Annotated in this window: 27 protein-coding genes and 1 riboswitch; of the genes, 7 read left to right on the top strand and 20 right to left on the bottom strand. The window is 64.1% G+C overall.

Going from position 1 to position 23,575, the window contains the following annotated elements:
* Positions 1 to 93: 93 nt before the first annotated feature.
* From hisD to PQQ96_RS11025, 16 genes are all read right to left on the bottom strand, one after another.
* Positions 94 to 1,416, bottom strand: a complete 1,323-nt coding sequence (gene hisD / locus PQQ96_RS11100) for a histidinol dehydrogenase (protein ID WP_408291564.1) — start codon at positions 1,414 to 1,416, stop codon at positions 94 to 96.
* Positions 1,417 to 1,477: 61 nt separating this feature from the next.
* Positions 1,478 to 2,176 carry an ATP phosphoribosyltransferase gene (gene hisG / locus PQQ96_RS11095; RefSeq protein WP_120302876.1) on the bottom strand — a complete coding sequence of 233 codons (699 nt, stop codon included), beginning with the start codon at positions 2,174 to 2,176 and terminating at the stop codon, positions 1,478 to 1,480.
* Positions 2,173 to 3,435: a UDP-N-acetylglucosamine 1-carboxyvinyltransferase gene (gene murA / locus PQQ96_RS11090; protein ID WP_494478202.1), complete on the bottom strand. Its 1,263-nt coding sequence runs from the start codon at positions 3,433 to 3,435 to the stop codon at positions 2,173 to 2,175. Before murA ends, hisG begins: the two co-directional genes overlap by 4 nt.
* A gap of 111 nt (positions 3,436 to 3,546) precedes the next feature.
* Positions 3,547 to 3,786, bottom strand: coding sequence for a BolA family protein (locus PQQ96_RS11085; RefSeq protein ID WP_006052280.1), 240 nt, complete (start codon positions 3,784 to 3,786; stop codon positions 3,547 to 3,549).
* Between the two features lie 15 nt (positions 3,787 to 3,801).
* On the bottom strand, positions 3,802 to 4,557 hold the full coding sequence (locus PQQ96_RS11080) for an ABC transporter permease (RefSeq protein WP_169487572.1): 756 nt from the start codon (positions 4,555 to 4,557) through the stop codon (positions 3,802 to 3,804).
* Positions 4,554 to 5,486 (bottom strand): ABC transporter ATP-binding protein, encoded by a 933-nt coding sequence (locus tag PQQ96_RS11075; RefSeq protein ID WP_408291562.1) that lies wholly within the window; start codon positions 5,484 to 5,486, stop codon positions 4,554 to 4,556. Before PQQ96_RS11075 ends, PQQ96_RS11080 begins: the two co-directional genes overlap by 4 nt.
* A gap of 170 nt (positions 5,487 to 5,656) precedes the next feature.
* The gene (locus PQQ96_RS11070) at positions 5,657 to 5,950 is read right to left on the bottom strand and encodes an STAS domain-containing protein (protein WP_408291560.1); all 294 of its coding nucleotides are present in this window, start codon (positions 5,948 to 5,950) and stop codon (positions 5,657 to 5,659) included.
* Positions 5,947 to 6,579, bottom strand: a complete 633-nt coding sequence (locus tag PQQ96_RS11065; RefSeq protein WP_408291558.1) for an MlaC/ttg2D family ABC transporter substrate-binding protein — start codon at positions 6,577 to 6,579, stop codon at positions 5,947 to 5,949. The genes PQQ96_RS11070 and PQQ96_RS11065 overlap by 4 nt, the downstream gene beginning before the upstream one ends.
* Before the next feature lie 114 nt (positions 6,580 to 6,693).
* Entirely contained in the window at positions 6,694 to 7,746 is a 1,053-nt protein-coding gene (locus PQQ96_RS11060; protein ID WP_408291557.1) for an MlaA family lipoprotein, read from the bottom strand.
* 11 nt (positions 7,747 to 7,757) lie between these two features.
* Positions 7,758 to 8,309, bottom strand: coding sequence for an outer membrane lipid asymmetry maintenance protein MlaD (gene mlaD / locus PQQ96_RS11055; RefSeq protein ID WP_408291555.1), 552 nt, complete (start codon positions 8,307 to 8,309; stop codon positions 7,758 to 7,760).
* A 91-nt stretch (positions 8,310 to 8,400) separates the two neighbouring features.
* The gene (gene mlaE / locus PQQ96_RS11050) at positions 8,401 to 9,168 is read right to left on the bottom strand and encodes a lipid asymmetry maintenance ABC transporter permease subunit MlaE (protein ID WP_074282029.1); all 768 of its coding nucleotides are present in this window, start codon (positions 9,166 to 9,168) and stop codon (positions 8,401 to 8,403) included.
* On the bottom strand, positions 9,165 to 9,986 hold the full coding sequence (locus PQQ96_RS11045) for an ABC transporter ATP-binding protein (RefSeq protein WP_408291553.1): 822 nt from the start codon (positions 9,984 to 9,986) through the stop codon (positions 9,165 to 9,167). Before PQQ96_RS11045 ends, mlaE begins: the two co-directional genes overlap by 4 nt.
* Positions 9,987 to 10,080: 94 nt before the next feature.
* Positions 10,081 to 11,184 (bottom strand): thiamine phosphate synthase, encoded by a 1,104-nt coding sequence (gene thiE, locus PQQ96_RS11040; protein ID WP_408291551.1) that lies wholly within the window; start codon positions 11,182 to 11,184, stop codon positions 10,081 to 10,083.
* On the bottom strand, positions 11,181 to 11,996 hold the full coding sequence (locus tag PQQ96_RS11035; protein WP_408291549.1) for a thiazole synthase: 816 nt from the start codon (positions 11,994 to 11,996) through the stop codon (positions 11,181 to 11,183). Before PQQ96_RS11035 ends, thiE begins: the two co-directional genes overlap by 4 nt.
* Positions 11,997 to 12,034: 38 nt before the next feature.
* On the bottom strand, positions 12,035 to 12,232 hold the full coding sequence (thiS, locus tag PQQ96_RS11030; protein WP_028199627.1) for a sulfur carrier protein ThiS: 198 nt from the start codon (positions 12,230 to 12,232) through the stop codon (positions 12,035 to 12,037).
* 86 nt (positions 12,233 to 12,318) lie between these two features.
* A complete protein-coding gene (locus tag PQQ96_RS11025) occupies positions 12,319 to 13,449 on the bottom strand; it encodes an FAD-dependent oxidoreductase (protein ID WP_408291548.1) in 1,131 nt (376 codons plus the stop codon).
* Between the two features lie 229 nt (positions 13,450 to 13,678).
* Positions 13,679 to 13,802, bottom strand: a riboswitch (TPP riboswitch).
* 378 nt (positions 13,803 to 14,180) lie between these two features.
* Between PQQ96_RS11025 and PQQ96_RS11020 the strand changes: the two genes are divergently transcribed.
* The 5 genes from PQQ96_RS11020 to PQQ96_RS11000 all read left to right on the top strand — a co-directional run bounded on the left by PQQ96_RS11020 (position 14,181) and on the right by PQQ96_RS11000 (position 19,081).
* Positions 14,181 to 15,932 carry an ABC transporter ATP-binding protein/permease gene (locus PQQ96_RS11020; protein WP_408291546.1) on the top strand — a complete coding sequence of 584 codons (1,752 nt, stop codon included), beginning with the start codon at positions 14,181 to 14,183 and terminating at the stop codon, positions 15,930 to 15,932.
* A 50-nt stretch (positions 15,933 to 15,982) separates the two neighbouring features.
* Positions 15,983 to 16,756 carry an SDR family NAD(P)-dependent oxidoreductase gene (locus PQQ96_RS11015; protein WP_408291608.1) on the top strand — a complete coding sequence of 258 codons (774 nt, stop codon included), beginning with the start codon at positions 15,983 to 15,985 and terminating at the stop codon, positions 16,754 to 16,756.
* 284 nt (positions 16,757 to 17,040) lie between these two features.
* Entirely contained in the window at positions 17,041 to 17,502 is a 462-nt protein-coding gene (locus tag PQQ96_RS11010; protein WP_408291545.1) for a hypothetical protein, read from the top strand.
* 104 nt (positions 17,503 to 17,606) lie between these two features.
* On the top strand, positions 17,607 to 18,248 hold the full coding sequence (locus PQQ96_RS11005; protein WP_408291543.1) for a hypothetical protein: 642 nt from the start codon (positions 17,607 to 17,609) through the stop codon (positions 18,246 to 18,248).
* Between the two features lie 92 nt (positions 18,249 to 18,340).
* Positions 18,341 to 19,081, top strand: coding sequence for a response regulator (locus PQQ96_RS11000; RefSeq protein ID WP_408291541.1), 741 nt, complete (start codon positions 18,341 to 18,343; stop codon positions 19,079 to 19,081).
* A gap of 78 nt (positions 19,082 to 19,159) precedes the next feature.
* Here PQQ96_RS11000 and PQQ96_RS10995 read toward each other — a convergent pair whose 3' ends face one another.
* From PQQ96_RS10995 to PQQ96_RS10980, 4 genes are all read right to left on the bottom strand, one after another.
* Entirely contained in the window at positions 19,160 to 19,831 is a 672-nt protein-coding gene (locus tag PQQ96_RS10995; RefSeq protein ID WP_408291539.1) for a flagellar basal body L-ring protein FlgH, read from the bottom strand.
* Positions 19,832 to 19,958: 127 nt separating this feature from the next.
* Positions 19,959 to 20,672 (bottom strand): hypothetical protein, encoded by a 714-nt coding sequence (locus PQQ96_RS10990; RefSeq protein WP_408291538.1) that lies wholly within the window; start codon positions 20,670 to 20,672, stop codon positions 19,959 to 19,961.
* Between the two features lie 3 nt (positions 20,673 to 20,675).
* On the bottom strand, positions 20,676 to 20,843 hold the full coding sequence (locus PQQ96_RS10985) for a DUF6726 family protein (protein WP_321207320.1): 168 nt from the start codon (positions 20,841 to 20,843) through the stop codon (positions 20,676 to 20,678).
* Positions 20,844 to 20,888: 45 nt separating this feature from the next.
* On the bottom strand, positions 20,889 to 21,071 hold the full coding sequence (locus PQQ96_RS10980; RefSeq protein ID WP_408291536.1) for a hypothetical protein: 183 nt from the start codon (positions 21,069 to 21,071) through the stop codon (positions 20,889 to 20,891).
* 431 nt (positions 21,072 to 21,502) lie between these two features.
* Between PQQ96_RS10980 and PQQ96_RS10975 the strand changes: the two genes are divergently transcribed.
* Together PQQ96_RS10975 and PQQ96_RS10970 are read left to right on the top strand one after the other, a co-directional pair.
* Entirely contained in the window at positions 21,503 to 22,243 is a 741-nt protein-coding gene (locus PQQ96_RS10975) for a response regulator (protein ID WP_408291535.1), read from the top strand.
* Entirely contained in the window at positions 22,240 to 23,511 is a 1,272-nt protein-coding gene (locus PQQ96_RS10970) for an ATP-binding protein (protein WP_408291533.1), read from the top strand. The genes PQQ96_RS10975 and PQQ96_RS10970 overlap by 4 nt, the downstream gene beginning before the upstream one ends.
* The last annotated feature ends 64 nt before the right edge of the window (positions 23,512 to 23,575 follow it).

The following is a 23,575-nucleotide window of genomic DNA, read 5'->3' as shown; positions in this document are numbered from 1 at the left end:
TGAACGGGAAATCGCGCGAAATCCGTCGGCAGCGTTCGCGGGCATCGGCTCGATGCCCGCCTCCGCGCTCAGGCTCGCCGCGTTCAGCCACGCCTAGCCGTTCTGCCGCATCCGGTATTCGGCGCTGCGAGCATGCGCCTGCAAGCCTTCGCCATAGGCGAGCTCAGCGGCGATCTCACCAAGCGTCTGCGCACCATCCGCACTAACCTCGATCACGCTCGAACGCTTGAAGAAATCATAGACGCCCAACGGAGACGAGAACCGTGCGGTACGCGACGTAGGCAGCACGTGATTCGGCCCCGCGCAGTAGTCACCAAGGCTTTCACTGGTATAGCGGCCGAGGAAGATCGCACCGGCATGGCGGATCAGTTGGCCCCACTGATGCGGCTCCAGCGCGGAGATTTCGAGGTGTTCCGGGGCGATGTCGTTGGCGATCGCGCAGGCTTCCGCCATATCGCGCACCTTGACCAACGCACCGCGGCCTTCGAGCGACGCGCGGATCACGTCCTGGCGCGGCATGGTGGGCAGCAGTTCGTTGATCGCGTCGCGCACGCGGGCGATGAAGGCATCGTCCGGGCACAGCAGGATGGATTGCGCGAGCTCGTCGTGCTCGGCTTGCGAGAACAGGTCCATCGCGATCCAGCGCGGGTCCGTCGTGCCGTCGCACAACACGAGAATTTCCGACGGCCCGGCGATCATGTCGATCCCGACCGTACCGAACACGCGGCGCTTGGCCGACGCGACATATGAATTGCCCGGGCCGCAGATCTTGTCGACTGCAGGCACCGTTTCCGTGCCATACGCCAATGCGCCCACCGCCTGCGCACCGCCGATCGTGAACACGCGATCCACGCCGCCCAGCAAGGCAGCCGCCAGCACCAGCGGATTCTTTACGCCATCCGGCGTCGGCACGACCATGACGATTTCGCGCACGCCGGCCACGCGTGCCGGAATGGCGTTCATCAACACCGACGACGGATACGCCGCCTTGCCACCCGGCACGTAGATACCCGCGCGATCGAGCGGCGTGACCTTCTGGCCCAGCACGGTGCCGTCCGCTTCCGTGTACTGCCAGCTATGGCTGCCGCACTCGATCTTCTGCTTCTCGTGGTAGCCGCGCACACGCGCCGCCGCCGCCTCGAGCGCCGCGCGGCGCTTGGGCTCCAGGCCTTCGAGCGCCGCTTCGAGTTCGGACATCGGCAACTCGAGCGCCGCAACGCTTTTCGCCTCGACGCGGTCGAAGCGGTTCGTGTACTCAAGTACCGCAGCGTCGCCGCGGGCCTTCACGTCGTTCAGAATCTGCGCGACCGAGCGCTCGATTGCTTCGTCTTCGCTCGCCTCGAACGCGAGCACCGCGTGCAGCGACTTCTGGAAGTCGGGCGCGCTGGAATCGAGTTTGCGAATCTTGATAGACATACGGGTATCCGTTTCGGTAAGGCGCGCGTTAAAAGTTTGACCACGCGCGTGGTCAAACTATTCAGGCCGCGGTAGCACCGGCCTTCGACGCGCGTTCAAACGCATCGAGGATCGGCCGCAGCGCGGCGCGCTTGAGTTTCAGCGCCGCCTGGTTCACAACGAGGCGCGACGAAATCTGCATGATTTCTTCCACCTCGACAAGATTGTTAGCCCGCAAGGTATTGCCCGAGCTCACCAGGTCGACGATCGCGTCGGCGAGGCCGACCAGCGGCGCCAGTTCCATCGAACCGTACAGCTTGATGAGGTCGACGTGCACACCCTTGGCGGCAAAATGCTCACGTGCGGTTTCCACATACTTGGTCGCCACGCGCAGGCGTGCGCCCTGGCGCACCGCATTCGCGTAGTCGAAACCGGCGGCCACCGCGACCGACATGCGGCAGCGCGCAATATCCAGGTCGACCGGCTGATACAGCCCGCTACCGCCGTGTTCGAGCAACACGTCTTTACCCGCCACGCCGAAGTCGGCGGCGCCGTATTCGACGTAGGTCGGCACGTCAGTGGCGCGCACGATAATCACGCGCAGATTCGCGTCCGTAGTGGGCAGGATCAGCTTGCGCGAGGTTTCCGGATCTTCGGCGACTTCAATGCCGGCTGCGGCGAGCAGCGGCAGCGTCTCTTCGAAGATACGCCCTTTCGACAAAGCGAGCGTAAGCGGAGCGCCCACGGCCGGCGAAGACGACGTTTGCGGCATCGAACTCATGCCTGGCTCCCCGAGATGCGGCGCACCTTGGCGCCGATGAGGTTGAGCTTGCTCTCCATCCGGTCGTAACCACGATCCAGATGATAGATGCGGTCGATCAGCGTTTCGCCCTCGGCGCGCAACCCGGCGATCACGAGACTCGCCGACGCACGCAGGTCGGTCGCCATCACCTTCGCGCCGGACAGCTTCTCGACGCCGGTCACAAGCGCGGTGTTGCCGTCGATCGTGATGTTCGCGCCGAGGCGGTTCAATTCCTGCACGTGCATGAAGCGGTTCTCGAAGATCGTCTCGACGGCTTGCGACGTGCCGTCAGCGATCGTGTTGAGCGCCATGAACTGCGCCTGCATGTCGGTCGGGAACGCCGGGTACTCGGACGTGCGGAAGCTCACCGCGCTCGGACGCTTGTCCATCCGCACGCGCATCCAGTCGTCGCCTTCTTCGATCGCGACGCCGGCTTCACGCAGTTTTTCGGTTACGGCTTCGAGGATCAGCGGGCGCACTTTGCGCAGTGTGACATCGCCGCCGGCAGCAGCGACCGCGCACAGGAACGTACCGGCTTCGATACGATCCGGAATCACCGTGTGCTTTGCACCATGCAGCTTGTCGACACCCTGGATCACCAGGCGATCCGTGCCGATGCCTTCAATCTTTGCGCCCATCGAGACCAGCAGATTCGCGAGGTCTCCGACTTCCGGCTCACGCGCGGCATTCTCGATGACCGTCTCGCCCTCAGCCAGCACCGCCGCCATCAGCAGGTTTTCGGTGCCGGTCACGGTGATCATGTCAGTCACGATACGCGCGCCCTTCAGACGCTTCGCACGCGCTTCGATGAAGCCGTGCTCGATCGTGATTTCGGCGCCCATGGCCTGCAGACCCTTGATGTGCTGATCCACCGGACGCGCGCCGATGGCGCAGCCACCCGGCAGCGACACCTTGGCATGACCAAAGCGTGCGACCAGCGGGCCGAGCACGAGGATCGACGCACGCATGGTTTTCACCATTTCGTACGGTGCGACGAGGTTATTGACCTTCGACGCATCCAGCGACACGCGCCCCTCACCGCTCTCGATGCGCACGCCCATCTGGCCAAGCAGCTTCAGCATTGTGCGCACGTCCTGCAGGTCGGGCACGTTGTCCAGATGCACCGGCTCCGCGCTGAGCAGACCCGCGCACAGGATCGGCAACGCCGCGTTCTTCGCACCTGAGACGACGACTTCACCCGACAGCGGGTAGCCACCTTCAATGACGAGTTTATCCATGCCTGTCACTTCCTGATTGACCCGGACTTCAACCGGGCCCGCTTTGACTGTGTTCGACGCGCCGCTACCCGCGTCGCGCCCTTCTTGAGTAATTCGCACTAAAGTTCCAGATTACGCGTTCTGCCATTCGGCGGGCGTCAGCGTCTTCATGCTGAGCGCGTGGATTTCTTCGCGCATGCGGTCGCCAAGCGCCGCATACACGAGTTGATGGCGCTGAATCAGACGCTTGCCTTCGAAGCTCGGCGAAACGATGGTCGCGAAGAAATGCTGACCGTCGCCCTCGACTTCGAGATGCTGGCAGGCGAGTCCAGCCGCGATGTATTGCTTGACCTGTTCGGGAGTCGGCAACATGAGAGAAGCTCCTGATCAGTGGCGCAGTTTGTAGCCGGAGGCGAGCATGCGCATCGCCACCACGGCCAGCACCACAAAGAAACCGGCAACGATCGCAAGGCTCACGAGCGGATTGATATCCGACATCCCGAAGAAACCGTAGCGAAAGCCGTCGATCATGTAGAAAAAGGGATTGAGCCGCGACACTTCGCGCCACACCGGTGGCAGCGTATGCGTCGAGTAGAACACGCCCGAAAGGAACGTGAGCGGCATAATCAGAAAGTTTTGAAATGCGGCAAGCTGATCGAACTTTTCGGCCCAGATGCCGGCGATCAAACCGAGCGTGCCGAGGATCGCCGCGCCGAAAATCGCGAACGCGATGATGTACAGCGGCGCGCTGAAGCTGACCGGCACGAACCAGATCGTCACGATGAACACGCCGAAGCCGACCGCCAGACCCCGGGCCACGGCGGCAAGCACATACGCGCCGAACATCTCGTAGTGAGACAACGGCGGCAGCAGCACGAACACCAGATTGCCGGTGATCTTCGACTGGATCAGCGAGGACGAACTATTTGCAAAGGCGTTCTGCAACACGCTCATCATCACGAGGCCGGGAATCAGGAAGCTCGTGTACTCGACGCCCGGATAGACCTGAACGTGACCGCGCAGCGCGTGGCCGAAAATCGTCAGATACAGCAGCGCGGTGATGACCGGCGCCAGCACGGTCTGGAACGCCACCTTCCAGAAACGCAGGATTTCCTTGTAAAACAGCGTGCGAAAGCCGCTCATGCCAGCCCCTCGATCACTTCCGGACCGTTCATCACCTGAACGAACACATCTTCGAGGTCGGCTTTGCGGACCTCGATTTCTTCGAATACACAGCCCGCTGCGCGGCACTGCGCGAGAATCCGCTCGACGTCGTCGTAGCTCGCCAGACGCAGCAGATGCTGACGGCCATTGCCGTTGCCCGTACCGCTTTCCACTTCGAGCGGACGCAACTCAGCCGGCAACACGCCCTGTGCAAAGCGCAGGAACAGTTGCATGCCGGCAAAGCGCTGCAGCAGCGTGCTGGTGCGCTCGAGCGCGACAACCTCACCGCGCCGCAACATCGCGATGCGGTCGCACAGCGATTCGGCTTCTTCCAGATAGTGCGTGGTCAACACAATCGTGTGGCCCTCGCGATTCAGGCGCGAGATGAATTTCCACAAGGTTTGACGCAACTCGACGTCGACGCCCGCGGTCGGCTCGTCCAGCACGATCACCGGCGGCCGGTGCACCAGCGCCTGCGCCACCAGCACGCGGCGCTTCATGCCGCCCGACAGCGCACGCATGTTGGCGTCGGCTTTATCGGTCAGGTCGAGATTGGCCATGATCTCGTCGATCCACGCGTCGTTGTTGCGCAGCCCGTAGTAGCCGGACTGGATACGCAAGGTTTCGCGCACCGTGAAAAACGGATCGAACACGAGCTCCTGCGGCACCACGCCGAGCGCGCGGCGAGCGTCGCGGAAATCGCTGACCACGTCATGCCCGCGCACCGCGATGCTGCCTTCATCGGCGCGTGCGAGACCGGCGAGGATGCTGATGAGCGTCGTCTTGCCCGCGCCGTTCGGACCGAGCAGTCCGAAGAACTCGCCTTCTTCCACCGTGAGGCTGACGCCCTTGAGCGCCTGCAAATCCTTGTAGCGCTTCTTGACGTTACGAATTTCTATGGCTGACATGACTGTGGGCCGCGTGCGTCGCGGCGCCTAAAGGAGCCCTGAGGGGGCGCAAAAGTGCTGGAAGGGACGAAATTGGGGCCGGTTATGTGCCCCGAAAAACATTTGATTATAGGGCAAAAATCAGCAGCCCCGGCTCAGCCGGGGCGGTTGGAAGTGACGCCAGGGGAGCGTCAATGTCGCGTCGATATCAGAGTGTCGACGCCGTAGGCTTGCGCCAGGCTGGCGAGACCAGCCGGCAGGTTGACGATCTCGAACACGACGCCGCGTGCCTGGGCGGCACGCTCCCATGCGAGCAGGACGGCAAGCGCGGTCGAATCGAATTGCACGAGCGGCGCGCAATCCACGCCGGTCGCGCCCGCGGCGATGCGCTGCAAACCCGCCTCGAACGCGGCTTTCGCGCTTTCGTGGGTCAGCGTCGCGCCGCTTTCGAAGCGGCTTGCGACGGCGTTCAGCACTTCGCTCACGACTGCTTGCCCGCAGCCAGTTGCTGATTACGCTGCGTGAGGAACTGGATCAGTCCGTCCACGCCCTTCTGCTGGATCTGCTCGTTGAACTGCTGCTGATACGCCTGGATCAGCCACGCGCCGAGCACGTTGATGTCATACACGCGCCAGCCGTTCGGCGTCTTGTACAGACGGTAGTCGAGTTCGATCGGCGAGCCGTTGTTCATCACCACCGAGCGGACCACCGTGTCGGTGTCGTCCGGGCTCATGCGGAACGGCTTGTACTGGATCTGCTGGTCTTTCACTTGCGCGAGCGCGCCCGAGTAGGTACGGATCAGCAACATCTTGAACTGCTCGACCACGGCGTTTTGCTGCTCAGGCGTCGCGGTGCGCCAGTTGCGGCCCATCGCCAGTTGCGTGGTGCGGCGGAAATCGGTGTACGGCAGGATCTTTTCGTTGACGAGCTGGGTGATGTGCGTAATGTCGCCTTGCTGGATCGACTTGTCGCTGCGGACCGCATCGACCACCTGTTGGGTGACGGTCTTGATCAATGTGTCCGGCGAACTGGAGTCGACGGTTTGTGCCGATGCGCCAGTACTGGCGAAAGAGAACAACGCAGCAAACAGCGGAATCAGGAAGAATTTTTTCATATCGAGCCTTGCCTTAAAAATAGTGCAACCGTTTGAGCCGACATTAGCACGCGAGTTCAGCAGCAATCCATGCGCAAACTACGAGAGTCGTATCGATCTGTTACGGCTGCACGATCAACGCAATTTGAATGACGGGAAGTTGAAACGCTGCGGCGGGACCAGTTGGCCGGCCGGGATCTGCGTCGTTTCGGGACCGCCGTTCAGGTCCAGCGGCGGCGAGGTGGAGCTGCCGGAAGCGGCTTCAGGGGCAGCGGCCGTGCCGGTTGCACCTGTGGTGGCGCCCGTTGCCGAAGCAGCTTGCGGCGGCGTTGCGGCGGCCGTACCGGACGCGGCCGCTGCCTTGGCGGCCGCACCCTGCGTGCCCGCCGCGCCTGCCGGTGCCGCAGCCGCGCCACTATCGACGTCGTCGTACTTCGGCAGTGGTGCTTCTTCGCCGTAGTTCGGCAGTGATTGCGCATGCTTGCTGTCCGACAGCAAATACTGGCGGCGTTGCAGATACGCGTTACGCACGAACGAGTACTTATCCAGCGCGGCGCCTTCCAGCACGTCGCTCGCGCCCAACAGATTCGCGCGCGTGTTGACCACGTTCAGGCCATACAGCGCCCAGCTCAGACCATCCGGATGAATGTAGCTGAGCGGATTGACATAGTAATTACCGATCGAGCCGACCGCGTCGCGCACCGTGCTCGGCCCGAACAGCGGCAGCACAAGGTACGGGCCCGCCGGCACGCCGTAGTGGCCGAGCGTCAGGCCGAGGTCGTTGTCGTGCTTGGGCAACTGGGCGAGCGTCGCCACGTCGAACAGACCGCCGACACCGAACACCGTGTTGATCACGATCCGCATGATGTCTTCGACGCCATCGGTGATCTTCAACTGCAGCAGGTTGTTCGCCGCAATGTAGACGTCGCCGATGTTCGAGAAGAAGTTCGTGACGCTGTCGCGCACCGGTTGTGGCGTCGCCCAGACATAGCCCTTCGCGACCGGCTTCAGCGCGTACTGGTCGAGCTTGTCGTTGACGGTAAACATCGTGCGGTTGAAGCCCTCGAGCGGGTCGCCCTTGGTCGGCGTCTGCACGGTCGTGCAGCCGACCAGCGTAGCGGCCGCAAGCGCGAACGTCGCTATCTGGACGGTGCGCACGCCTCGTGTGCGTGTGCGTAGGGTCTGCATTTTTATTCTCCTTATTGACCGGCCGCGCCAGAAGCGGGCAGAGTCGGCGCCGCGGGCGCCGCGGCGGGGGCGGCCGCAGCCGAACCCGCGCCCGGCTTGGATGCGCCCGAGTCCGCGGCCTTGCTATACAGGAATTGTCCGATCAGGTTTTCCAGCACGATCGCCGATTGTGTCATCGAGATCGTGTCACCCGCTTTAAGCATCTCGCTGTCGCCACCGGGTTCGAGCCCGATGTATTGCTCGCCGAGCAGACCCGAGGTCAGGATCTTCGCCGAGGTGTCTTTCGGAAACGGGTATTGCTTGTCGAGGTCGATCGTGACGACAGCCTGATACGCATTGCTGTCAAAGCCGATCGAGGCAACCCGGCCGACCGTCACGCCGGCGCTCTTCACCGGTGCGCGTACCTTCAGTCCGCCGATATTGTCGAACTTGAGCTTGACCGGATACGTTGCCTGAAACGACAACGAGCTCATGTTGCCGGCCTTCAGCGCGAGAAACAGCAACGCCACGAAACCCAACACCACAAACAGGCCGACCCAGAAGTCGAGAGCAGTCTTTTTCATCGTCATCCCAAAGTGAATCCGCCACGCTGCTCCCGCTCCCGTCACGCGCAACCCGAGGCGCGCCCGCTGAGCGGAAACGTGCAGCGCAGTTTTAGCTGAACATCAGTGCAGTCAGCAGAAAATCGAGGCCGAGCACCGCAAGCGACGCGTACACCACCGTCTTGGTGGTCGCGCGCGACACGCCCTCCGGCGTCGGCTTGGCTTCGTAGCCCTGAAACAGCGCCACGAAGGTCACCGCGAGGCCGAACACCACGCTCTTGATGACCCCGGCGCCGATATCGCGCCAGACGTCGACGCCACCTTGCATCTGCGACCAGAACGCGCCGGAATCGACGCCGATCAGCAGCACGCCCACGACATAACCGCCGAACACGCCGACCGCGCTGAAAATCGCGGCCAGAATCGGCATGGAAACGATGCCCGCCCAGAGGCGCGGCGCCACCACCACCTTCACCGGATCCACGGCCATCATTTCCATCGCCGTCAACTGCTCGCCCGCTTTCATCAAGCCGATTTCGGCCGTCAGCGATGTGCCGGCGCGGCCCGCGAACAGGAGCGCCGTGACCACCGGCCCAAGTTCGCGCACCAGCGAAAGCGCGACCAGCAGCCCCAACGCCTGTTCGGAACCGTAACGGTTCAGCGTGTAATAACCTTGCAAGCCGAGCACAAAGCCGACGAACAGCCCCGACACGGCGATGATCACCAGCGAATAATTACCTACGAAGTGGATCTGCTTCGTGACAAGACGCGGCCGGCGCAGCAGCGGGAAAAATTCAAGCAGCAGCCGGAAAAAGAAACGTGTGGCGTAACCGGCCGTGCCCAGCCCGTCGATCACCGAGCGTCCAAGCGCACTGATCATGACTGACCTCCGCCAAGACCGAAGTCCGCCGCGAGCGGCGTCTGGCTGGGATAGTGGAATTTGAATGGACCGTCCGGCGCACCGTCGATGAACTGGCGCACGGTAGCATCCGTCGACGCGCGCAGCTCAGCCGGCGTACCTTCGGCATGCACCCCACCATTGGCGAGGAAATAGACGTAATCGGCAATCGCGAACGACTCCGGCACGTCGTGCGTGACGAGGATCGAAGTCGCGCCAAGTGCCTGATTGAGCGCGCGAATCAGGTTCGCGGTGATACCGAGCGAAATCGGATCGAGGCCGGCAAACGGCTCGTCGTACATCATCAGCTCGGGGTCGAGCGCAATCGCCCGCGCCAGCGCCACACGCCGCGCCATCCCGCCCGAAATCTCCGACGGCGCCAGATCGCGCGCGCCGCGCAACCCGACTGCGTTGAGCTTCATCAACACGAGGTCGCGAATCAGTTCTTCGGGGAGGTCGGTGTGCTCGCGCAGCGCGAAGGCGACGTTTTCGAACACCGACATATCGGTGAACAACGCGCCGAACTGGAACAGCATGCCCATCTTGCGGCGCAGCGCGTACAGGCCGTCGCGCGTTTGCGCGCCGATGTCCTGGCCTTGAAACAGGATCTGGCCGCGCTGCGCGCGCACCAGACCGCCGATCAGGCGCAGCACTGTGGTTTTGCCGCAACCCGAGCCGCCCATAACGGCGACGACCTGGCCGCGCTTGAAGCGCAGATTCAGGTTCGACAGGACGAGCCGGTCGCCATAACCGAAGTCGACGTCACGCAGCTCGAGGAAGGTCTCGGGGGAGGAAGACACGAAACTGACAGTCCTTTTACACGGAAGGCCGAATTATAGGGCCATCATGCAAAAGCTGCCGTGAGGTGCCCTGTCCCTTTACTGAACTTGACGATTATTGCGTAAACGCATGTTGCAACGCAGAAACCGCGGCAGCCGGATCGGCAGCCTCGGTCACGGCGCGCACCACGGCCGCGCAGCCCACGCCGGTCGCCAGCACGTCCGGCAGCACCTGCAGATCGATTCCGCCGATCGCCACCAGCGGCACCACGCCGTCGAGCAGGCGCACATACCGCGCCAGACGCTTGAGGCCCTGCGGCGCGGTCGGCATGACCTTGGTGGTGGTCGGGAACACCGCGCCCAACGCGATGTAGCTTGGCCGGAAGTGCAGTGCCTTCAGAATCTCGTAGAAACCGTGCGTCGACAAACCGAGCCGCATGCCGGCGGTGGCCAGCGCCGACAGATCGGCGGTATGCACGTCTTCCTGGCCAAGATGGACGCCGTAAGCGCCCGCTTCCAGCGCGGCTTGCCAGTGATCGTTGATGAACACCTGGGCATCGTGCGCACGGCCCGCGGCGACGCAGCGGGCGATTTCGCGCTTCAGTTCATCGGCGGGTTCGGCCGATTTGCGGCGCAACTGGACCGTTTTCACGCGGAAGCCCACCACCCGTTCGACCCATTCCGCGGTCGGCAGCACCGGGTACAGACCGAGCCGGTCCGGACAGCGCGCGAACGCTTGCGCCGGGGCGGCCGGCAGGCCAGTGAGTCGCGGGAAGTGCGCGATATCGGCCGGAAAGGCGTCGTCCGCTTTAGTTTCGTCGCCGTCGCGCCAGGCCAGAGCCAGCACCAGTGCGTCATGCGGATCGAAGCCGCAGTCCAGAAACGCCGCCAGCGCGGGGATCCAGTCGTCCGCCAGGTGACCTTCCAGAGAGTATTTCTCGCCGCCCAGATGGAGTGTCGCCGTGTTCTCGGTGGCGACGATCACACCCGCGCCCTGCACCTGCCAGCGCGCCACCTGCTCGCCATGCTGCTGCGCGTCGGCGATGACGATCAGGTCCCCGCCGTTCGGTGCGTCCGGCGCGGTCAGGCAGATGCGCCACGGCGCGTGGGTCGGCGGCCACTCGCCCAGACGGACGCGGATCCGCTCGGCGGCTTCGGTGAGTTCATCGGCGGGCGGCCAGAAGAGGTCACGGCCCGTCAAAGGCAAAGTTTGCGTCATGCGGCGCTCCCATCTTGGTGCCAGAACGGCATGCCGACCACCGGCGTGCTCGCGTGCGCGCTTTCGCGCTCGGCCATCGGCCCCGCCAGAAAAGCCTGGCGGCCCGCTTCGACGCCCAGCGCAAAGGCGCGCGCCATTGCGTCAGGGTGCGTCGCCTGCGAAACGGCGGTGTTCAGCAGCACGCCGTCGAAGCCCCACTCCATCACTTGCGCCGCGTGCGACGGCACGCCGAGGCCGGCATCGACGATCAGCGGCACGTCGGGCAAGCGCTCGCGCAAGACCCGCAGTCCGTACGGATTGATCACGCCCTTACCCGTGCCGATCGGCGCGCCCCACGGCATCAGGGCCTCGCAGCCCGCATCGAGCAGACGGCGGCCAATCACCAGATCTTCGGTGCAATACGGCAGCACTTTGAAGCCGTCTTTGATCAGTTGTGCAGCCGCTTCGATCAGACCGATCGGATCAGGCTGCAACGTGTAGTCGTCGCCGATCAGTTCGAGCTTGATCCAATCGGTTTCGAAGATTTCACGCGCCATATGCGCGGTCGTCACCGCCTCGCCGACGGTCAGGCAGCCGGCCGTGTTGGGCAACAGCGGCACACCGTGGCGCTTGAGCAGATCGAAGAAACCGGCTTCGGCACCGCATTCGTTCATCTGCCGGCGCAGCGCGACGGTCACCATGCCGGGCCGCGCCGCGTCGATCGAGTCGGACAGCGATTGCAGCGACGGATAGCGCGAGGTGCCGAGCAGCACGCGGCTCGCGAAGGTTTCGCCGTAGAGCGTGAGCGCGTCGGCGGTTTGGGGGGCAGTCATTTGCATAGTCCTGGTCTCCGGCAATGCATGGCGCGGGGTTAGCCGCCGGCCACGGGTTGCACGACGTCGAGCTTGTCGCCCGGTTGCAGCGCGCGCGCCGCATGCTGGGTACGTGCGACGAAATCGCCGTTCAACGCGACCGCGAACGGCGGACGCGCGCCGAACGCGGCGAGCGCATCGGCGACAGTCGCGCCTTCGGGCAGCGACAACGGCTTCTGATTGATATGAATGTCCATGGTGTTCGAATACGGTTCAATCGATGGCGGGAGCGGCTCAACGCGCTGACTCGCCTGCGGTTAATTCACCAGCAGGCGCGCAATGCTCATGCCGGCTCCCGCGTGGAATCCAGTTGAAACAGTTCGCTCCAGCGAGCTGCGCTTTGCCAGTCGGCGAAAGCATCGGCGTCGCCGATGCGGCCGTCGAGCAGCGCCGCGGCGAAGCGCACAGCTTCGTCGGCGACTTCGGGCACGATCATGTAACCGTGCCGGTACAGGCCGTTCACGCGCAGCGTTTGCGCGCCATCCCACAGCAAGGCCGGACGGTGGTCCGGCAAAGTCGGGCGGCACTGCGAATTCAGTTCGAGGATGCGTGCCTCGCCGAAGCCGGGATGCACGGAAAACGCCGCGCTCAGCAACTCGAGCGCCGAGCGCACGCTGACCGGCGACATGTCCTCGCCTTCCACCTCGGTCGCGCCGATCACGTAGAGATCGTTCGGCTTCGGTGCGATATAGAGCGGGTAGCGCGGATGCAGCAGGCGTACCGGTCGCGTCAGCTTGATACCCGGCGCATGCACGCGGGCGACTTCGCCGCGGATGCCGCGCAGCGTGGGCAGCACCGGCTTCGCGCCCAAACCCCGGCAGTCGATCGTGATGCGCGCGGGCGGCAGCGCATGATCGTCGACCGGCGTGTTCCAGTGCGTTTCGACACCGCGCTGGGCGAGCCCCGCAGCGAGCGCGGCCAGCACCTGGCGGTTATCCAGTTGGCCTTCGCGCGGCAGCAGCCAGCCCTGGTTGAAGCGGCCCGCCAACGCGGGCTCGGCGGCGCCGAGCTGGGCACCGGCCAGCGTCACGAAGCCGCCGTCGAGCAGTTCAGCAGGGGCGTTCGAGCGCACGCGGCGTTCGAACAACGGTGCTTCGGTACGATCGGCGTGATGCCATACGACCAGCGTGCCATTACGCTGGAAGAACACCGGTTCGGGCAATTCGGCCAGCACTTGCGGCCAGGTGTCGAGCGAACTCGCGCCAAGACGTGTGATCAGCAGTTCAGCACTGGCGGCTTCGGCCAGCGGCGCCAGCATGGCGGCGGCCACCCAGGCCGCGGCTTGCGTGCCCGCGGCATCGCCGCGCTCGTAAAGCGCCACGCGATGCCCCTCACCGGCGAGGCGCCACGCGACGAGGCGCCCGCACAGCCCACCACCGAGCACTGCGAAATCGGGTTGAGCAGAACGATTCATCGCGCCCACTCCGCGTCACAACGGCTAGCAAGGCTAAAGCAGCACGGCGCGCCGGCATAACCGACGAGAGCGTGACGAAGAGCAAAACACATGTCTGAAGAATAGGCGGTCATCGAGTCCTTTCCGTACGGCCAAAAAACGCACGTACCCAGGACGAAACCGGCGGGTGAGGCCGGCCGGGCAATACGCGCGTCCAATGACGGACGCCGCCCGGCGGGGAATGGAAGACTGGCTGCTTCCGGAAACTTCCCGCGCCGGTATTACCCGGATCGGGTGCAAAGGGTCTCTCTCAGCCTCGCCGCCGCTGCATGAAAATCACGCAGCCTGTGGGCAAAGCACCCCTGTTTCGTCGAAGGTCATTAGACCATAAAAGGCGCAGCGCCCGCAAACCAGCGGCCCATGCAATCGCGTCCAGTTGATCCGGCACCATCATTCGATTCATCAATATGGCCGAATGCAGCGCTCTGGCACAATGCCAGGACCGGATGCCGCTGCCGCGCGGGCGGTATGTATGCTTAGCCGCCCGCGCGGCAGCGGCATCGAGGCGAGACCTCTGAGCGGAAATTAATTTTCACTTAAGGGCTTCGCGCCAGAATCGGTCGCTCACCCGGGTGTGCGTTCGTCGAGCCCGACGCCCGGGGCACGCACCGTAAACCTACCGTGGGCCGGCCCGCCTGGGGCCAGCCCGACATGGGTCAGCCCGGATGGGCCAGCACTTCATCAGGATGCTCATGACATCGAATACCGCTTCCCGCCCCGCGCTGCCGCCGGACGAAAAAGTCTCCGCCTGGAGTCTGATCAAACCTTACTGGGTTTCCGAAGAACGAAAAACGGCGTGGGGGCTGCTCATCGCGATCATCGTGATGAACCTGCTGGTCGTGTGGATCAACGTGCGCCTGAATCGCTGGAGCGCCGACTTCTACAACGCGCTGCAATCCAAGAACGTCCATGACTTCCCACACCTGCTGATGGTGTTCTCGGGGCTCGCGTTCGGCTTCATCATCCTCGCGGTATATGGCCGCTATCTACGCCAGATGCTCGGCTTCCGCTGGCGCCAGTGGCTGACCACGCGCTACCTCAACGAGTGGCTGGACGATAGCGCCTTCTACCGGATCGAACGCGACCGGCTCGCCGACAACCCCGACCAGCGGATCAGTGACGATCTGCAATCATTCGCCACCAACACGCTCTCGCTCACGCTCGACCTGTTGTCCACCATCGTCACGCTGGTGTCGTTCATCACGATCCTGTGGTCGCTGGCCGGCGCGTTGACCATCTCGCTCGGCGGCATGCCGTTGCAGATTCCGGGCTACATGGTGTGGGCCGCGGCGCTCTACGCGGTGGTCGGCTCGCTGATCATCCAGAAGGTCGGCCATCCGCTCGTGCCGATCAACTACCAGGCACAGAAAGTCGAGGCGGATTTCCGTTTTGGCCTGATCCGTCTGCGTGAAAACGCCGAGCAGATCGCCTTCTACAACGGTATGGACACGGAGAAGACGAACGCGCACTCGCTGTTCGGCCGCATTCGCGACAACTGGTGGCAGGTGATGAAGTACACCAAGCGGCTCACCTTCGTGCTGAGCTTCTATGGTCAGATCGCGATCATCTTTCCGATCGTGGTCGCCGCGCCCCGATACTTTGCCGGCGCTTTCACGTTCGGCGTTCTGATGCAGATCTCAAGCGCCTTCGGCACCGTCAGCGATTCGTTTTCGTGGTTCATCAATAGTTATGGCAGCCTCGTTGAATGGCGCGCGACCGTGAACCGGTTGCGTGAATTCAAACGCGTCGTGCATGCGCCGCGACTGAAGGAATCGGTCTCGCCCGCTACCGCGCATGGCGGCATCAATCTGCATCTTGTCGACGAAGACAAGCTCACCACCGAGGGCCTTCAGCTTGCGCTGCCGAACGGCAACCCGCTGTCGCGCATTCGCGATATCTCGATCACGCCGGGCTCGCGCTGGCTGGTGCGTGGCCCGTCCGGCTCGGGCAAGAGCACGCTGATGCGCGCACTCGCCGGTTTGTGGCCGTTCGGCGACGGCTCGATCGACGCACCGGTCAACGCGCGCATGATGTTCATCCCGCAGGTCAGCTACATGCCGATCGGCACGCTGAAAGCCGCGCTCACCTATCCGTCGTCCGCGGACACCTACACCGACGACGAATGCCGCGAAGCGCTCATCACCTGCCACCTGTCGGAGTACGCCGACCGCCTGAAGGAATCGGGGCACTGGACGCGCATTCTCTCGCCGGGCGAACAACAGCGTCTTGCCGGCGCCCGCGTGCTGCTGCACAAACCGGACTATCTGTTCCTCGACGAAGCGACCAGCGCGCTCGATGCGGAAAACGAAGCACGTCTCTATCACCTGTTCACCGAGCGGCTGCCGAAGGCGGCGATCGTCAGCGTCGCGCATCGCGAATCGCTGGCGGCGTTCCATGGCGACACGCTCGACGTCGAGCGCTCGGCCGAACCGGTCGCCGCATGAGCAGCGTGAGCGATGCGAGTGGCTCGCGTGACACGAGCAGCACAACCGATATGAGCGGCGCCGAGTTCGATCGCGTCGTCCTGATCACCGGCGCGGGCTCCGGCATCGGCGCGGCACTGGCTCGGCGCATTGCCGCGCCGCGTACTGCGCTGATGCTGCACGCACGCGGCGCCGATGACGAAGCGCGCCAGCGTCTTGCGCAAGTCGCTGCCGATTCCAGCGCGAACGGCGCACGCTGCGCGACGGTGTTCGGTGATCTGGCCGAACGCGGCGCCGCCGAACACGTGATTCATCAAACGCTCGCGAGCTTCGGTGCGCTCGATCAACTGGTCGCGAACGCCGGTCACGCGCAACGGCAAACGCTCAACGGGCTCGACGCCGATGTATTCAGCACCGCCTTCGCCGCCATGCCGGCCGCGTTCGCGGCGCTCGTCAAACGTGCGACACCTGCGTTGGAGACCTCGAAGCGAGGTCGTGTGGTCGCGCTCAGTTCGTTCGTCGCGCATCGCTATCGCGCGGATGCGCCGTTCGCCGCTACGGCAGCGGCAAAAGCGGCACTCGAATCGCTGGCTAAGACCGCAGCCGCCGAACTTGCGCCGCATGGCGTGACGGTCAATTGCGTGGCGCCCGGCTACACCCGTAAAGATCGCGGCCCAAGTGCCGACAATGCATCGGTGTGGACCCGCGCCGCCGACGCGACGCCGCTGGGTCATGTCGCCGAGCCCGCGGATATCGCCGCGCTGATCGCGTTTCTGCTCTCCGATGACGCGCGTCACATGACCGGCCAGGTGATTCATATCGACGGCGGCCTCACGCTCGGCTAGGCATCACGCCACTGTCAACGCAACCTTCAGCACAGCGAGGCAGCGCGCACGTTCGCACAACTCGCCGCGCGCCGCCCGTCGACACGCCGCACATTCTGACAACCCGCCACGCGGCCAGGCAACGCGCAGCAACATCCAGAAACACGCGAGAAGAGTTCGAAAGCATTTACGAAGCGGGCAAGCTGTTCCCCGCTTTGAAAAACCCTTATAGCAGCGACGATAGTCGTGCTGGCCGTACCACGCGCGGCCCGCCACGCCACTCACTGCTACGGGACTCTCCGCACATGTCATTCGATCGCCGCCCCTATCCTTTGACCCAGCGCATCGCGCTTGCTCTTGGCGCAGCCCTGCTGCTCACGAGCGCCGCGTACGCTGCGCAGTCCACCCAGCCCGATGAGCCGGCGGACGTTTGCCCCGCGCTCAAACATATCGTCAACGCAGCCGACTTCAAACAACTGCACACGCAACCCGCCGCGCAACTGCCGGGGACGTCGCCCGCGGACGACTGCCGCGCCAGCACGCACGCCTACGATTGCCACTGGCGCGCGCACTGGCAAGCTGACGGCGTCGTCAACGATCCGCTCGAAGAATTCGGCGCCGATATCGCCGCCTGCTTTCCGAACGTCGTGCATGACGTCAACACGCCGACGCGTCAGCATTTCATCGTGACCACCGATGACCGGCACGTGAACGTCACGGCAAGCGTGCAAGGACAAAACGAATTACGCCTGCGTGTCACGCGTTGAGCGTGGGTCGCTTTTACCCTCTTCAGCGGCCGCTATCAGCCGCAATCCGCTAGCGACCCGCCTTTGATTCGCCACTACTCTTCACCGCCACCAGGCACCGCATCATGACCTCCATGCCGAGCTTGCGCGCTTACGCTTTCACGCGGGCCCCTTGGGCCGCGTGGGTCATGTTGCGGCGGCCTTGCACGTGGCTCGCCGCCTCGGCCACCCTCGCATTCGGTCTGAACGGCTGCGCGTGGACGCTGATCTCGGCGGCCGACGCCACCGGCTCTGTAATTCAGGCGGGCTACGCGATCGCGGCGAACTACTCGTCGCCAACCTTCGTCAACGGCCGGCGGGCGGACGTGCGTAACGTCTGCATCGAAGTGAATCAGGCGGTGTCGGTCGGCGATTTCGTGCCGGCGCTGCAACTGGCGCTCGACCGGCGCGGCATTCGTTCGGATGTCTACAATCCCGGCACCTCGCCCGCCAGCTGCGAGGCACGCCTCGTGTACAACGCCGCGATCGATTACGGCCGCCGCGCGTTCAGCGACGAAACGATCCAGTATCTGTCGATCATCGATCTGACGCTGATCCAGCACGGGCGCATTCTCGTCACCGCGCGCTATCAGACCGGCGGCCTCAACACCGACCGGTTCTCTACCGCATCGACCAAGCTGAACGGTCTGATCGGCAAGATGGTGATTGATCAGACCGACCTGGCCCCGCAGCCGATGCAGACCATCCAGACGTCGCAGGCAAACTAGGCGCACCGCCTCCTTGCCGTCTCTTACACGAGAAAGGATTCGAAAGCGTTACGCGCTTTGCGCCGCTCGCGCGGATCACTAAGATGACCTGGATGAACCCATCCATTCTGGTCGTCGACGACGACCCCGTCGTACGCGAGATCGTCAGCGAATATCTGCTAGGACGAGGCTTCAACGTGTCCACACTCGAACATGGCATGGCGCTGCAGCGCGCCATGCAGAACGAGCGTCCCGCGCTGATCGTGCTCGACATCATGATGCCGGAGCTCGACGGCATCAGCGCGCTGCGCGCATTGCGCGTCGCCGGCGACGATATTCCCGTGATCCTGCTGACCGCGCGCGCCGATCCGATCGACCGCGTGATCGGCCTCGAACTCGGCGCCGACGACTATCTCGGCAAGCCATTCGAACCGAGCGAGCTGGTCGCGCGAATTCGCACGGTCCTGCGCCGCCGCGGCACGATTGCGCCGAGCGCACCCGAGCAACGCGCGCCCTATCGCTTCGGTCGTTTCGAGGTGAATTTCCCGGCGCGCGAATTGCGCCGCGATGGCGAGCGCATCCCGCTGCGTTCGAGTGAATTCGCAATGCTCAAGGTGTTTGTCACGCACGCGATGACCGTACTCACGCGCGCGCAGTTGCTGGAGAAACTGCACGGCAATAGCGAGGCGCATCGCAATCGCAGCCTGGATGTATCGATCTGGCGTTTGCGGCGGCTGATCGAAGTGGATCCATCCGAGCCTCGCTATGTGCAAACCGTCTGGGGGCGCGGCTATGTGTTCGTCCCGGACGGCGAGATCGGCGCAGCGGAACGCAACGCTTCGGGGCTTGCGTAGCGCTTAGGCCAACGTACGCTGCAGGTCGTGCATCTCATGCACACCTCGCGTGCAGCCCGCGCCCGACCTGCGGCCGCTTTAAAACGTCAGCACGCTCAGAAACATTCTCTGCAGCCAGCCCATCGTGGTGGAGTCCGACACCATGCCCGCGCCCGCCTGCTCGATGCGCGCGTTCGCGACCTTACTCGACGCCACGTAGTTGCCTGCTTCGATATCCTTCGGATTGACGATGCCCGACAGGCGCAAGCGGTCGCGGTTGCCGCTCATCGCGATCACCTTCTCGCCCGATACCACCAGATTGCCGGTCGACATCGTGCCGATCACCGTCACGGCCAGCGTGCCGGTCATGCCGCTGACATCGGTGAGACTGCCCTGCCCTTTGTAGTCGGTACTGGCCGAGCCAATGTTGAACAGCCTCGCGAGCCGCGCGGCGGCGTTGGTCGACTGATCGGCGGCGGTCGCGGTGATGCTGCTCGACCGGCTCGCGGCGGCGGTCGAGCTATTGTTGCCGCTATACGACTCCGACAGGCGGATCGTCAGCACGTCGCCGATATGCTGCGCACGCGGCGTTTCGTAGAGCAGCAACGGCGCGCCGGCCTGATAGATCGCACCCTGCGTGTTGACGTTCAACGGCGCCGACGCGAGCGGCGGCGACATCGGGGTTTCGACGATTGAGGGCTGCTGGCTGCTCGCGCAAGCCGCGAGACAGGCCGCCGCGCCTAGTGTGACAGTGAGACGTAGCGCAGTCATGCACGCTCCCTGGCCGGATCGGCCGGATTGAAAATGGACTTTGCGGTCGCGCTACCGATGCTTTGTTCAACGATGCAATCGGTGCCACGCATGAGCCCGCCAACCGCGCAATGGATGAGGCAGCCCATCAACCCGCCTCGGCACCGCTTGCCTGCCATTGCCGCACGACCGATTTCACCCATGCGTCCGAGCCCTTCAGGAGATAGGTGAGCGTGCCGTTGCGGGTGCCCGGCAGAAAGCACAACGTGATCGAACTGACCGCGTTGTCCCACACGTAAACCGGCATCGCGCCCGACGACGACGCGCTGTGCGTCACCAGGCGCGGCGGGCCATAACGGTCCGCGAGCGCGTCGCGCAGATCTTCGGCGGTGATCTCGTCGATCACGAAAGAAATCTCGTACAGCCGCAGTGCGCTCTGGCCGTCGACACGCGCAAAGCGCAGCACATGTTCCTGTGCCGGTGCGCCATCAACGACGGCTTGCGACACCGCCCAACCGTCGTCCGCCCGATGCGCCCAGCGGCAGGCCACCGTCAGACTCTCGTGCGACTTCAGCCGCATGCCGAGCGCGCCCGCCTGCACGTCCGTCTCGCAGATGGGCACACTGCCAAGCGGCGTGGCCCGCACGGTCGAACCCGCGCGGAATTCGTCGAGCGTGATGCCGAGCGCTATGCCGCGAAACGCGAACGGCACGTCCTGCGAACGTCGGCGCGCCTCAGTGGAAGCGCCCTTCGAAGCGGCGCTGGACGCATTCGCGCCGCGCTCGACCGACTGCGCCTGAGCGGTCATCGAGACCATGCCGCCCAGCAGCGCCAGCGCACAACCCATCCGTTTGAGTGTCATGATTCAGTCGATGGCAGATGAACACATGTCGAACGGTGTGGCCGCGGCATGGCCAACGACCGGGATGATTTTCAGCGTGGCCGACGTCAGCCGGCACGGCAGCGCGGCAACGGCGCAGCCGCCGAGTGGCAGCAGCGCCGCGCCGAGTGTCAACCACGCAGCGACACGGATGAAACGGTGAGGAATGCTCGGGGTCGACACACGGGCCTCGGTGCGTCAGGCAGTCGTGTTGACGAGATTCCCGACCAGCCCCGACGGCAGCGACGGTGGCGTCTCGCTAGCGGACTCCGGGGCCTGCGGCGTCGCCGCCGGACTGGCTGGCGTGGCGGGTTTTTCTGCCGGCCGCGTGGGCGCGAGCGAAGAAAAGCGGGTTGAGGTGTGAGTGCTGTGAATGGTCATGATGAGCCTCGCGTGGCGCTAGATTTCGATTTCACGCCGCCTGCCGTGGGCCCAAGGCGTTAGGCTGTTTTCGACATGCGACGCAACGTACTGCACGACGAATCATCTCGCCGCACACGCGGTGGCGATGCACGAAGGAACGTGCGCTTTTCGGCGGTTCTTACGACCCGTTGCGACCCATTGCCATCAGTAGCAATTGCGCGCAGATTCTTTCATCGGAGGAATTCAAGCGGTGCAAAATGACTTCCACGCCGCATTGAGCACGGGTGGCGCGTGGCTGACGCATTGCTAAATATGGCAACCGTGAAATATGCCGTGAGCCTTTGGTGACGGGCCTGACGCCCGAACCGGCAAGGACGGCGCGGCTTTGCGTAAGCATTGGTAAGAAAACAGTCGGTCGCGCGCCGCGCGCGCCAGTCTAGAATTTCGCCATGAATCCACAGGTCCTTATCGTCGACGACGATCCGGTCGTACGCGATCTGCTTTGCAAGTTTCTGCAATCGAACGGCTTCGACGCGTCGGTGCTGCACGACGGCACCCATTTGCAACGCCGGCTCGAACGTGAACGGCCATCGGTCGTCGTGCTCGACATCATGATGCCGAACACCGACGGCCTGCGCGCGCTCACAGCCTTGCGCGCCGCCGGCGATGACATTCCGGTGATCTTCGTCACGGCGCGCGGTACGGTAGCCGATCGCATCGTCGGGCTTTCGCTCGGCGCGGACGACTATCTGACCAAACCGTTCGACCCACGCGAACTGCTCGCGCGCATCCATACGGTGCTGCGCCGCCGTGGGCCGTCCACCACGAGTGCGCCGGAAGCCCGCAAGCCGTATCGCTTCGGCCCGTTCGAACTCGACTTCGCCACGCGCTCGCTGTCGCGCGACGACGCGAAGCTGCCCCTGCGCGACAGTGAGTTCGCGCTGCTAAAGATCTTTGTCAACAATCCGTATAAGGTGCTGTCGCGCGTACTGATTCACGATCTCGTGCATCGCGACAATCTCGCCTTCCGCGACCGCAGCCTCGATGTGCCGATCTGGCGCCTGCGCCGCGTGATCGAAAACGACCCGTCCAACCCCTGCTACGTGCAGACAGTACGCGGCAAAGGCTATGTGTTCGTGCCCGACGCCGACGGCACGCCGTTTGTCGACGAGGCTGCCTCAAGCGCATGAAAAACCCGCTGAACACGCTGTTCGGCAGAATGGCGTTGCTGTCCACGGCGGTGTTGTTCGCGATTCAGGCCGGGTGGTTCGTGCTGGTGGTGATGCAGCCGCCGCGCCACGAAATCGACGGCTTCGCGCGGGGCATTCTGCTGGTGCTGCAGGCGATCAACGGCGAGCCGATGAAGGGCGCCGCGCTCGCGCCCGCCATGCGTGTGCACCTCGTCCCCACCTGGAACATGCCGTCGAGCGTCCATCTGCACGCGCCGACCATTCATCCGCTGGTCGAGCTGAGCCGGCAATTGCGCGAGAACCTGCCGCCCGGCACGCAAATCGCTGTCGACGACCTGCGCCCGCCGCAACTATGGGTGCTGTTCCCCGGCAAGTCGAACTGGGTCGTCGTGCCGGTGGACGTTCCGCCGCGCCCGCGCTTCCTGGTCGAATCGATCTCGATGTTGCTGGCCGCGCTGATCCTGTCGTTGTTCGCGGTCTGGCAGATGCAGCGGCCCCTATCACGCGTGGCCGATGCCGCCCGCGCCTTCGGTTCAGGCGGCCGGCCGGAGCCCGTGACCGTGCAAGGCCCGCGTGAACTGCGCGATCTGATCGGTTCCTTCAACGACATGATGCGTCGCCTGAACGAAGCCGGCGATGATCAGGCGGTGATGCTGGCCGGTGTCGCGCACGATCTGAAAGCACCGCTCACGCGGCTCAAGTTGCGCGCGAGCGTGCTGGTCGCAGAGAACGAGCGGGCCGGACTGATCCGCGACGTCGACTCGTTGACCAACATCGTCCAGCAGTTTCTGGAGTTTGCCGGTCAGTCCGCCGACGCGGGGCCGCCGGTCGAAGTCGACGAATTCCTGCAGGAACAGTTTTCCGCCGGCGACAGCACCGAGACGCCGCTATTCACGCTCGATCTGCGCGCGGGTGCGTCGTTCACGCTGCCGCGCACCTTGCTCGACCGGCTGGTGACGAACCTCGTCGACAATGCGCTCGAGCACGGCTCACCACCGGTGGATATTGCCACGGCGCGCAATGACGGACATTGGGTCATCAGCGTGCGCGATCACGGCCCGGGGATTCCTGACGACCGCATCGCCGCGGCGATGAAACCGTTCGTACGGCTCGATGCCGCGCGTGGCGGCGAAGGTCATTGCGGACTGGGTCTCGCGATTGTCGCGCGGCTCGCGCACGATCGCGGCGGACATTGCCATGTGCGCAATCACGCGCAAGGCGGGCTGGAAGTAAGGATCGAATTGCCGGTTGGGCCGGCACAAGCGTAAGGATGATCTGGAAGGGCAGAACGGCGTAGAGCGCGGGCGCTTACGCGCCCTTACTGGAAGGGCT

The organism is Paraburkholderia sediminicola, assembly GCF_046027825.1.
In the GTDB taxonomy this organism is placed as follows: Bacteria; Pseudomonadota; Gammaproteobacteria; order Burkholderiales; family Burkholderiaceae; genus Paraburkholderia; species Paraburkholderia sediminicola_D.
Note: the sequence above shows the minus strand (reverse complement) of the source record. Positions and strands in the feature narration are given on the sequence as shown.